Consider the following 11345-nt stretch of genomic DNA (forward strand, 5'->3'; position numbering starts at 1 on the left):
TTTTTGTTTATACCGCCCCCGCCCCGCCCCCGGGGGGGGGGCCCCCCCCCCCCCCCCCGGGGGGGCGCCCCCCCCCCCCCCCGGGCCGGCCCCCCGCCCCCCGGGCGCGGGCCCCCCCGCCCCCCCCGACCCCGACACGGGCGCGTTCCGTGCGCGGTCGGCGAAGGAAACCGCTTCGCGGATGGGCGCGTTCGCCCGCGGCACCCGCTCCGGCCGTTCCGCCACCCAGGACTCCGCCGCTCACCATGACGAAGGGAATCGCCAGGCATGAACGACCATCTCAACAACGAGCTCGGCTGGATGCTCGACGAGGTCGTCAAGATGCCGGAGGCGCGGCACGCGATCCTGCTCTCCGCGGACGGGATGCTCCGGGCACACTCCCAGGGCATCGCGCGCGACGAGGCCGAACGCCAGGCCGCCGCACTCTCCGGGCTGCAGTCGATCAGCCGCTCCACCTCCGAGTTCTGTGATCCGCACGAGACGCCCTGGCAGCAGACGCTCGTCGAGTTCGTCGGCGGGTACGTCTTCCTGATCGCCGCCGGGCCCGGTGCGTATCTGGCGGTCTCGGCCACCGAGGCCGTGGACATGGAGGCGGTCAGCTACCGGATGCAGAAACTCGTCGACCGGCTGGGCAAGGAGCTCACCAGCCCGCCGCGGCAGGGCCTCCCGCGGCAGGGGATCGGCAGTCACGCATGAGCCCTGGGAGGCGCGAACGAGGATTGGTACGGCCGTATGTCGTGACCGACGGCCGTGCCTACCCGACTCGTAACACCTTCGACCTGGTGACCCTGGTCATGGCCCACCCCGACCGGCCGCTCACCGGGCTCAGCCCGGAGAAGCGGCGGGTCATGGAGCTGTGTCTGGGCGGGGCGCTCTCGGTGGCCGAGGTCGCCGGGTATCTGGAGCTGCCCGTCAGCGTCACCAAGGTCCTGCTCGGCGACCTCGTGGACAGCGGCCACATCAGCGCGCGGGCCCCCATCCCGCCCGCCGAGCTCCCCGAGGTCCAGCTGCTCCAGGAGGTGCTCGATGGACTCCGCGCTCGTCTCTGACCAGGCGGCCTACCTCCCGGCCACGGTGCGGGTGGCGGCGAAGATCCTGGTCGTCGGGCACTTCGCCGTCGGCAAGACGACCTACGTGAGCTCGCTGTCCGAGATCCGGCCGCTGCGCACCGAGGAGACGATGACCGAGGCCGGTGCGCTCACCGACGATCTGCGGGGCACCGAGGACAAGACGACCACCACGGTCGCCATGGACTTCGGCCGGCTCACCCTCAGCGAGTCCCTGGTGCTCTATCTGTTCGGCACACCGGGGCAGCAGCGCTTCACCCGGCTGTGGCGGGACATGACGCTCGGGGCGCTGGGCGCGGTGGTGCTGGCCGACACCCGGCGGCTGGAGCAGTCCTTCCCGGTGATGGCCGTCCTGGAGGAGCACGGACTGCCGTACGCCGTCGCCGTCAACCACTTCGAGGGCGCTCCCCGCTTCGCCGAGCCGGAGGTCCGGGAGGCCCTCGATCTGCTTCCCGAGACGCCCCTGGTGACCTGCGACGCCCGGGACCGGATCTCCTCCACCCACGCGCTGATCGCCCTCGTCCAGTACCTACAGGCCCGCCAGCCCCGTAGTTCTCAGGAGATTGTGTGACCACCAGTCCAGCCGCCGGGCCCGTTCCGCCGCCCGGCTGCCCCGCGCACGCCGCCCCCACCGAGGCCGGGGGCGCCACCGGGTCCCGCGCGGCCGTACCGATGTACGGTCCCGAGTTCGCCGACGACCCGCACGGCGCCTATGCGCGGATGCGCGCCACCTTCGGGCCGATCGCACCGGTCGAGCTGTCGCCGGGGGTGCACGCCTCGCTGGTCACCAGCTATCAGCTCGGCCTGGAGATCCTGCGCGACACCGAGCGGTTCGCCAAGGACCCGCGCGGCTGGCGGGCGGTGCAGGACGGCACCGTGGGGCCGGACAACCCGGTCGCGCCGATGATGATGTACCGGCCGAACGCGCTGTTCAGCGACGGGGAGGCGCACGCCCGGCTGCGCGGGGCGGTCACCGACAGCCTGGACCGGGTGGATCCGCACGCCCTCAGCGAGTACGTCGAGCGCAGCGCGGAGACGCTGATCGACGCCTTCGCCTCCCGGGGCCAGGCCGATCTGATCACCGAGTACGCGTCGGTGCTCCCGCTGCTGGTCTTCAACCAGCTCTTCGGCGCCCGCCCGGCGGACGGGCCGAAGCTGGTCGAGACCATGATGAGGCTCTTCGACAGCGGCGAGGACGCGGCGGCCGCCAACGACGAACTGCTCCGGTGGATCTCCGGCCTGGTGGCGGAGAAGCGCGAGCACCTCGCCGCCGACGTCACCTCCTGGCTGATCGCGCATCCCTCGCAGCTCTCCGACGACGAGCTGATGCAGCAGATCATCCTGATGATGGCGGCCGGTACCGACCCCGAGCAGAACCTGATCACCAACGCGCTGCGGCTGCTGCTGTCGGACGACCGCTTCGCCGGTGAGCTGTCCGGCGGCAGTATGCCCGTCCAGGACGCCCTGGACGAGGTGCTCTGGAACGATCCGCCGATGGCCAACTACGGCACCCGCTTCCCCCGGTACGACTGCGAGGTGGCGGGCGTACGGCTGCGCAAGGGCGACCCGGTGCTGATCAGCTACGCGGCGGCCAACCACGAGGCCGCCCTGGCCTCCGACCGCCGCTCCGGCAACCGGGCCCACCTGGCCTGGAGCGCGGGCGCCCACCGCTGCCCCGCCGAGCGGCCCGCCCGGGTGATCGCCTCCGTGGCCATCGAGCGGCTCCTGGACCGCCTCCCGGACATGGAACTGGCGGTCCCCGCCGAGCAGCTGACCTGGCGGACCGGACCCTTCCACCGCGCCCTGACCGCCCTGCCGGTGCGCTTCCCCGCCCAGGCGGCGGCTCAGGCCGAGCCGTTCGCGGCGTCCGTGTCCAAGTCGGCCCCAATCGACGAGAGCCCTGGAGGCAGCCAGTGGAACCCCGTCCCATCGTCCTCGACCCCGCCGGCCGAGACATCGTCGGAGAGGCAGCCCGAGTCGCAGCGGGCGGCGAGGCGACGCTTGTTGAGCTTCCTGACGGCGTGGTGGCGTGGGCAATAACCCGCCAGCGCACGCTCAAACAGCTGCTGACCGACCCCCGGGTCTCCAAGGACCCCCGGCAGCACTGGCGCGCGTGGAACAACGGTGAGATCTCGCCCGAGTGGCCGCTGATCACCTGGGTCGCCGTGGAGAACATGTTCACGGCCTACGGCGGTGAGCACCGGCGGCTGCGCACCCTGGTCTCCAAGGCGTTCACCGCCCGGCGCACCTCCGCCCTGCGGCCGCGCATCGAGGAGATCTGCGCCAGGCTCCTGGACGACCTGGCCGCCGCCGGGCCGGGCGAGGTGGTCGACCTGCGCGAGGGGTACGCGTACCCGCTGCCCATCCAGGTGATCTCCGAGCTGTTCGGGCTCGAGGACGAGAACCTGCGCGAGCGGATGCGCCGGGTCGTGGACAGCATCTTCCACACCTCCGCCTCCGCGGACGAGGTCACCGCCACCTACGGCGAGATGTACGCCGTCCTCGGCGAGCTGGTGGCCACCAAGCGCGAGAAGCCCGGCGACGACCTGACCAGCGGGCTGATCGCGGTGCGGGAGGAGGAGAGCGACTCCAGGCTCAGCGAGAAGGAGCTCACCGACACCCTCGCCCTGTTCCTCTCGGCCGGTCACGAGACCACGGTCAACCTCCTGGACAACGCCATCCACGCGCTGCTCACCCGGCCCGAGCAGCTCGAGCACGTCCGGGCGGGCCGGGCCACCTGGGACGATGTGATCGAGGAGACACTGCGGCACTCCGCCCCGGTCGCCAACCTGCCGCTGCGCTACGCCGTGGAGGACATCGAGCTGGACGGCGGCGTGGTGCTGCGCAAGGGCGACGCCATCCTGGCCGCCTACGCGGCCGCCGGACGCGACCCGGAGGTGCACGGCGGGGACGCGGACGCCTTCGACGTCACCCGGCAGCTCAAGAGCCATCTGGCGTTCGGCCACGGCGTCCATCTGTGCCTCGGCGCCCCGCTGGGGCGGCTGGAGGCCGCGATCGCGCTCCCGGCGCTCTTCGACCGCTTCCCCGGGCTCACACTCGCGTCCGGACAGGACCCGCTGGAGCCGGTGGAGTCCTTCATTTCCAACGGCCACCGCACCCTGCCCGCGCGACTGGTCTGACCGCCCGGGGGCCCGTGCTCCCGCCCGCCCCTTTTCCCAGGGGTGGGCGGGTGGGCGGGGGCCCGGGCTACCCCTTACGATCCTCAGCGTGTCCAAACTGACCGACCTCCCGAAACGGATCCTGATCGGGCGGGCGCTGCGCAGCGACAAGCTGGGGGAGACCCTCCTCCCGAAACGCATCGCGCTCCCCGTCTTCGCCTCCGACCCCCTGTCCTCCGTCGCGTACGCGCCGGGGCAGGTGATGATCGTTCTGTCCGTGGCGGGTGCGTCGGCCTACCACTACAGCCCGTGGATCACGATCGCCATCGTCGTGCTGATGTTCACGGTGGTCGCCTCGTACCGCCAGAACGTCCACGCGTACCCCAGCGGAGGCGGTGACTACGAGGTCGCCACCACCAACCTCGGCCCCAAGGCCGGGTTGACCGTCGCCAGCGCCCTGCTGGTCGACTACGTCCTCACGGTGGCGGTGTCGATCTCCTCAGGCGTGGAGAACCTCGGCTCGGCCGTCCCCTTCTTCGTCGAGAACAAGACGCTCTGCGCGGTCGGGATCATCCTGCTGCTGACGCTCATGAACCTGCGGGGCGTACGGGAGTCGGGCAAGCTCTTCGCGATCCCCACCTACGTCTTCGTCGGCGGCGTCTTCGCGATGATCCTCTGGGGTGGCTACCGCGGGCTGGTCCTGGGCGACGACATGAAGGCCCCCACCGCGGGCTTCGAGGTCCACGCCGAGCAGACCGGGCTGGCCGGCTTCGCGCTGATCTTCCTGCTGCTGCGCGCGTTCTCCGACGGCTGTGCCGCCCTGACCGGCGTCGAGGCGATCAGCAACGGCGTGCCCGCCTTCCGCAAGCCCAAGAGCCGTAACGCGGCCACGACGCTGGCGTTGATGGGTGGCCTCGCCGTGGCCATGTTCGTCGGCATCATCACCCTCGCCCTGGTCACCAACGTCAAGATGGCCGAGAACCCCGCGCAAGACCTGCTGAAGAACGGGGTACCGCTCGGCGGCGACTACACCCAGAACCCGGTGATCTCGCAGGTCGCGGCCGCGGTCTTCGGCGACGGCTCGTTCTTCTTCGTGGTGCTGGCCGCGGCCACCGCGCTGGTGCTGTTCCTGGCCGCCAACACCGCGTACAACGGCTTCCCGCTGCTCGGCTCGATCCTGGCCCAGGACCGCTATCTGCCCCGCCAGCTGCACACCCGCGGCGACCGGCTCGCCTTCTCCAACGGCATCGTGCTGCTGGCCTCGGCCGCCGCGGTCCTGGTCTACCTCTACGGGGCCGACTCCACCCGGCTGATCCAGCTCTACATCGTCGGTGTCTTCGTCTCGTTCACCCTCAGCCAGACCGGCATGGTGCGGCACTGGAACCGCCATCTGGCCACCGAGCGGAACCCCAACAACCGCCGCCGCATGATCCGCGCCCGCGCGATCAACACCTTCGGGGCCTTCTTCACCGGCCTGGTGCTGGTCGTGGTGCTGCTGACGAAGTTCACCCACGGCGCCTGGGTCGCCCTGCTCGGCATGGTCATCTTCTACGTCACCATGACGGCCATCAGGCGCCACTACGACGGTGTCTCCGAGGAACTGGCGGCGGCCACCGAACAGCTCGACGAGGAGGAGGTGCGCCCCTCCCGGGTGCACTCCATCGTCCTGGTCTCCAAGATCCACAAGCCGACGCTGCGCGCTCTGGCCTACGCCAAGCTGATGCGCTCCCACCGGCTGGAGGCGCTGAGCATCAATGTGGACCCCGCCGAGACCAAGGCGCTGCAGGAGGTATGGCACGAGCGCGGCATAGACGTGCCGCTCAAGATCCTCGACTCGCCCTACCGCGAGATCACCCGGCCGGTCATCGACTACGTCAAGAGCCTGCGCCGGGAGAGCCCGCGCGATGTGGTCTCCGTCTTCATCCCCGAGTACGTGGTCGGCCACTGGTACGAGCATCTGCTGCACAACCAGAGCGCGCTGCGGCTCAAGGGGCGGCTGCTGTTCACCCCGGGCGTCATGGTGACCTCCGTGCCGTGGCAGCTGGACTCCTCCGAGCTGGCCCGCAAGCGGGCCCGCAAGCGGGCCGAGTGGAGCGCGCCGGGCGCGGTGCGGCGCGGCCCGGTGATCCCGCCCAAGCGGGAGAAGGGCGAGAAGCCGAAGGGCGAGAAGCCGGGCGTCACCACGGGTCGCTAGACCCAGGGGCCCAGGGACCGAGGGATCCGGTGATCCGGTGATCCGGGGATCCGGGGATCCGGGGATCCGGGCGTTGACGGGGTGAGGTCCGGCGCGACGTAGACTGGTGGGCTGTTGTTCCACCGCGCCCCCTCACCCCTTCTGGAGCCTGAGCCCGCCATGCAAAGTGAACCCAAGGCATCGCTGGTCGGCGAGGAGTACGAGGTCGAGGTCGGCCCGGTGGCGCACGGCGGCCACTGCATCGCCCGGACCGCCGAGGGCCAGGTGCTGTTCGTCCGGCACGCCCTGCCCGGCGAGCGGGTCGTCGCCCGGGTGACCGAGGGCGAGGAGGGCGCGCGCTTCCTGCGCGCCGACGCGGTGCGGGTGCTGGACGCCTCCAAGGACCGGGTCGAGGCGCCGTGCCCGTTCGCCGGGCCCGGCAAGTGCGGCGGCTGCGACTGGCAGCACGCCGCCCCCGGCGCCCAGCGCAGGCTCAAGGCCGACGTGATCACCGAGCAGCTGGCCCGGCTGGCCGGGCTCACCCCCGAAGAGGCGGGCTGGGACGGCACGGTCGAACCCGCGCCCGGCGACAAGGTGGCCCGCGGCGAGGTCCCGGCCTGGCGCACCCGGGTGCAGTACGCGGTGGACGAGCAGGGCCGCCCCGGGCTGCGCCGCCACCGCTCGCACGAGGTCGAGCCGGTCGACCACTGTCTGATCGCCGCCCCCGGCGTCACCGAACTCGGCGTCGAGAAGCGCGAATGGCCCCAGATCGCCACCGTGGAGGCCATCGCCGCCACCGGCTCCTCCGACCGGCAGGTGGTCCTCACCCCGCGCCCCGGCGCCCGGCTGCCGATCGTGGAGCTGGACCGGCCGGTCTCCGTGCTGCGGGTCAGCGAGTCCCGCGGCCGGGAGCGGACCCGTCTGGTGCACCGCGTCCACGGCCGCCCCTTCGTCCGCGAGCGCGCGGCGGGCCGCACCTGGCGGGTCGGCGAGGGCGGCTTCTGGCAGGTCCACTCGAAGGCGGCGGACGTCCTCGTCGAGGCCGTGATGCAGGGTCTGATGCCCCGTAAGGGCGAGATGGCCCTCGATCTGTACTGCGGCGTCGGCCTCTTCGCGGGCGCGATCGCCGAGCGGGTGGGGGAGCGCGGCGCGGTGCTGGGCATCGAGTCGAGCAAGCGCGCGGTCGAGGACGCCCGGCACAACCTCCAGGACCTGGAGCGCGTCCGCGTCGAGCACGGCAAGGTCGAGCAGGTGCTGCCCCGCACCGGGATCACCGATGCCGACCTGATCGTCCTGGACCCGCCCCGAGCGGGTGCGGGCAAGGAGACGGTCACCCGCCTCGCGGCCCTGGGCGCCCGCCGCATCGCCTACGTCGCGTGCGACCCGGCGGCCCTCGCCCGCGACCTCAAGTACTTCCGCGAGGCGGGCTACGCCCCGCGCCGGACCCGCGCCTTCGACCTCTTCCCGGTGACCCACCATGTGGAGTGCGTGGCGGTGCTGGAGCCCGTGCGCGAGGAGGGCTGAGGCGGAAGTCTCCGGCCCCGCACGGCCGTTGGCGTCTGGCGGCGTCAGGCGGGTGGGGCCGTGGCCATGCCCGGGGTGGTCCGGGACGGGGCGCGGGTGAGGGTCCACATCATCGCGGCGCCCGCCACAACGGCGCACAGGTGGAGGGTGATCGCGAGGCCCAGCCGCTCCGGGAGGACGACGTCGGAGGGCGAGGCGATCGCGACGTACAGGGTGAACGGCAGCTTCCAGCCGCTCCACGCGAAGAGCGAGCCCGAGCCGAGCCAGCCGAGGACCGACGGCAGCCAGCGGGGGAGTCGCCCGGGGCCCTCGCGCCCCGGGCGGGCCACGGCGAACGCGGCGACCAGCGCCCAGGTGCCGCAGATCCCGCACAGCAGGCGCCAGGTGGTGCGGCCCTCGTCGGGGTGAGCGAGGCCCGCGGTGCCGCCCGCCGCCCAGTACAGCCACATCAGGCCGACGGCGGCGCCGAGCGCCACGGCCGCCCGGCCGAGCGGTGAGGGCCCGCCGGTCCGGCCGGTGAACGCTTCCGGCCAGCGCCTGCGCAGATAGGCGGGGAGCGCGAGGGTGAGGCCCAGGCCCATGCCGATGAAGCCGAACTGGATCAGGGCGGCCTCCCAGCCGGGCATCTGCGGGTCGCTGTCGCTCCCGGACCCGGAGGTGTCCGGCTCCGACACCAGCGAGTCGGCCACCGCGTACGGCAGCATCGAGACCAGGAACCCCGCGCCGACCCAGGCGCAGAAGACCAGGGGCACCCCGGGCAGCCGCATCCCCCACGGCCGGGCCAGCGCCAGTCCCAGAGCGATCCCGATGACCGCCATGCCGACCGTCACGGTGTTGAGCACCACCCATTCGGCGAGCCCGAACCCGGCCCCGACGGGCGCCAGTCCGAGCAGTGAGCCGACCACCCACGACACTTTGATCACGGCATAGGGGGCCATGGCGGCGGCGCCCCCGTACGCGGCCAGCCGCCCCATCCGGTCCCACCGGTCCATCGAGCTCTCCTTCTGTGCGTTGCGATCATCTTCGCGCTCGGTGCCGGGGGCCGCGTCCCTCTCCGGGACCATCCGGCTCCGCCGTGCGGGGGAGCGGGATTCGTTCCCCGGCAGGACGGGCGAGGAGCGCAAAGCATGGCCGAATTCATTCCCCTGGCACAGTTGAATTCTTTATCGCTCAACAAAGACGGAGGCAATTCATGGCGCTTTTCAGTCGATAGCGCAGGCCAAAATGCCTGATGCGGATGTGGTCATTGGCGACTACTGTGGCGTAAGGTGCTGAAGCGGCCCGCGAGGCCGTGCCATCACGTGATCACCGTAGGCAGCAAGGTGCCTGAGGGGGAGCGGCGTTGGCCTCAAGAGGTCACTGGTGTGGCGAAGCGTGATCGTGTGCATGCGCATTGGCGCGAAAAGGAGGGGAAGCGATTCCGTTTAGGGGGTCGGTGCGCAGCAACCTGACAGTAGCGGCGCATGGGTGCACGCCTCACTGAAAACGGTCGTTTACTTGTTCTTTGGCCGGTGAGCGCCTTGACTCGCTTGCGGTTGACCCAATCTGTTCGCTCAATCTAGTGTCCAATACACTGCTACGCACGGTGCCATTCCGCTCGGGTGAATTCTCAGGGCTCGGTGGATGGCGAAGAACCGGTGCATGCCAATCGACGGGGGATTCGGGATGGGTGTGGCAATTGATCCACGTGGTGTTGATCCACGGGGTGCCGACGAGACGACGGAGCGGTCCGACGACCACGCGTCTCATCTGGAACAGGCGCTGTTACAGGCGCGCAAGCTGATCGAGTCCACGGTTCTGCTGCACTCGCGCAGACTGACCACGCCCTCTCCGGTGGTGCGCACCGACGGCGCCCGGCTCGGCGACTCCCTCGCCCCGCTCATCGGCGGCGCCCGCTACTCGGTGGCCGTGACCCTCACCCGCGCGGGCGCCTTCGAGAACGCCGTGATCGAGGAGCTGGACCGCACCCCGAGCCGGGCCGTGGTCCGGGTGCTGTGCAATGTGCCGGCCGCGGAGGGCGTGGCCGAGCGGCTGCGCCCGCTGACCCGAGTCCGTCCCGAAGTGCGCGTCTCGCAGAGCGAGTTGCGCGGCATCGTGGTGGTCGACGGCGCCTCGGCGCTGGTGCAGACGCAGGTCCAGGAGCCGGAGGGGCAGGGGTCGGCGGGGCAGGGGCCGGAGGGGCAGGTGGCCGTCGTCAACGACCTCGGCGCCGTACGGGCCCTGGAGCTCCTCTTCGCCGGTGCCTGGTCCCGGGGCCGCAAGCTGGCGGACCACCTCGGGCTCGGGCCGAGGCTGCGCACGGAGTTCGCCCGCACCGTTCTGGAGGCCCTGCGCGCCGGTCACACCGATGAGACCGCGGCGCGGGCGATCAATGTGTCGCTGCGCACCTACCGCCGACATGTCGCGGAGATCATGCGGGAGCTGGACGCCAGCTCGCGCTTCCAGGCCGGGGCGCGCGCGGTCGAGCTCGGCCTGCTCGCCGACTGAGGGCGACGACACAACGCTGTCGGGACCGGGCCGTCACGGGGGATCGCGGCGGCCCGCCGATCCATAACTTCAGCCATATCTTCAGGGGGATGGTTGGCATGTCCGGCTCGCGAGAGGACGAACTCGAAAAGGCCCTGCTGGAAGCGAAGGCGCGCATCGAGTCGATGGTCGCGCTGCACCGGGACCGCAGCTCCCAGGAGCAGCTCATCATCGGGGTCGACGACACCTACGACGCGGTGCTGGAGACGGCCGAGGGCCTGGTCAAGGAGGCGCGGACCAGCATCGACATCATCCACGCACGACGGCCGTCCCGGGCGGACCGGCTGCGGCGGCGCAGCGACCAGGTCGAGCGGGACCTGCTCTACGGCGCCCATGAGGGCGTGGCGATCCGGCTGCTGACCACGCCCACGCTGCTGGACGACGACTTCGTCCGCGAACAGCTGGGCCGGGAGCGGGCCGTGGCCATCCGGGTGGCCCATATGCCGCCGCTCCAGGCGCTCATCGTGGACGACAGCGTGGCGCTGGTGGTGGCCGAGTCGGCGGCGGGGCGGCGGGCGTCGGTGATCCGGGTGGCGGAGCTGCTGCACTCGCTGCGGATGCTCTTCGAGTCCATCTGGAAGGACGCCTTCCGGGCCGGGGAGCGGTTCGTCTTCGGGGACCGTACGCGGGCGGCGTTCGCCCGCCGCATCCTGAGGTACCTCCAGGCCGGGGTCACCGACGAGGTCGCGGCCCGCGAACTCACCGTCTCGGTGCGCACCTACCGGCGCTATGTGGCCGACATCATGTCCCAGCTCGGCGCCAACTCCCGGTTCCAGGCCGGGGTTCGCGCCGCCGAGCTTGGCCTTCTCCCGCCCACGCCGGGGGCGGAGCCGAATGGCCGCGGCTAGGGGGCGTTCGGCGGGTCTCGCCGCCTGCGGCGGGCTGTTCCCCTCCCCGCCCCTTCCCACAACTGGGGCTCCGCCCCAGGCCCCGGAC

General features: G+C 71.6%; 10 protein-coding genes. 9 read left to right on the forward strand and 1 reads right to left on the reverse strand.

Annotated elements, in window-relative coordinates:
- Positions 1-267: 267 nt before the first annotated feature.
- The 7 genes from ACFXB5_RS47130 to ACFXB5_RS47160 all read left to right on the forward strand — a co-directional run bounded on the left by ACFXB5_RS47130 (position 268) and on the right by ACFXB5_RS47160 (position 7883).
- Positions 268-696, forward strand: a complete 429-nt coding sequence (locus ACFXB5_RS47130; protein WP_037962350.1) for a roadblock/LC7 domain-containing protein — start codon at positions 268-270, stop codon at positions 694-696.
- A complete protein-coding gene (locus ACFXB5_RS47135) occupies positions 693-1049 on the forward strand; it encodes a DUF742 domain-containing protein (protein ID WP_037962352.1) in 357 nt (118 codons plus the stop codon). Before ACFXB5_RS47130 ends, ACFXB5_RS47135 begins: the two co-directional genes overlap by 4 nt.
- Positions 1027-1638, forward strand: coding sequence for an ATP/GTP-binding protein (locus ACFXB5_RS47140; protein WP_385220484.1), 612 nt, complete (start codon positions 1027-1029; stop codon positions 1636-1638). The genes ACFXB5_RS47135 and ACFXB5_RS47140 overlap by 23 nt, the downstream gene beginning before the upstream one ends.
- The gene (locus ACFXB5_RS47145; protein WP_385220487.1) at positions 1635-3107 is read left to right on the forward strand and encodes a cytochrome P450; all 1473 of its coding nucleotides are present in this window, start codon (positions 1635-1637) and stop codon (positions 3105-3107) included. The genes ACFXB5_RS47140 and ACFXB5_RS47145 overlap by 4 nt, the downstream gene beginning before the upstream one ends.
- Positions 3089-4207: a cytochrome P450 gene (locus ACFXB5_RS47150; protein ID WP_385220490.1), complete on the forward strand. Its 1119-nt coding sequence runs from the start codon at positions 3089-3091 to the stop codon at positions 4205-4207. Before ACFXB5_RS47145 ends, ACFXB5_RS47150 begins: the two co-directional genes overlap by 19 nt.
- Positions 4208-4295: 88 nt before the next feature.
- Entirely contained in the window at positions 4296-6380 is a 2085-nt protein-coding gene (locus ACFXB5_RS47155) for an APC family permease (RefSeq protein WP_385220493.1), read from the forward strand.
- Positions 6381-6539: 159 nt separating this feature from the next.
- Positions 6540-7883 (forward strand): class I SAM-dependent RNA methyltransferase, encoded by a 1344-nt coding sequence (locus ACFXB5_RS47160; protein WP_385220496.1) that lies wholly within the window; start codon positions 6540-6542, stop codon positions 7881-7883.
- 44 nt (positions 7884-7927) lie between these two features.
- Here the strand turns inward: ACFXB5_RS47160 and ACFXB5_RS47165 are convergent, their stop codons facing one another.
- The gene (locus ACFXB5_RS47165; protein WP_385220498.1) at positions 7928-8875 is read right to left on the reverse strand and encodes a hypothetical protein; all 948 of its coding nucleotides are present in this window, start codon (positions 8873-8875) and stop codon (positions 7928-7930) included.
- Between the two features lie 679 nt (positions 8876-9554).
- Here ACFXB5_RS47165 and ACFXB5_RS47170 point away from each other — a divergent pair.
- Positions 9555-10370 (forward strand): DNA-binding response regulator, encoded by an 816-nt coding sequence (locus tag ACFXB5_RS47170; protein ID WP_385220500.1) that lies wholly within the window; start codon positions 9555-9557, stop codon positions 10368-10370.
- Positions 10371-10468: 98 nt separating this feature from the next.
- Positions 10469-11257: a LuxR family transcriptional regulator gene (locus ACFXB5_RS47175; RefSeq protein ID WP_385220503.1), complete on the forward strand. Its 789-nt coding sequence runs from the start codon at positions 10469-10471 to the stop codon at positions 11255-11257.
- Positions 11258-11345: the final 88 nt, after the last annotated feature.

This window comes from Streptomyces sp. NPDC059455 (genome assembly GCF_042750115.1).
GTDB lineage: Bacteria > Actinomycetota > Actinomycetes > Streptomycetales > Streptomycetaceae > Streptomyces > Streptomyces endocoffeicus.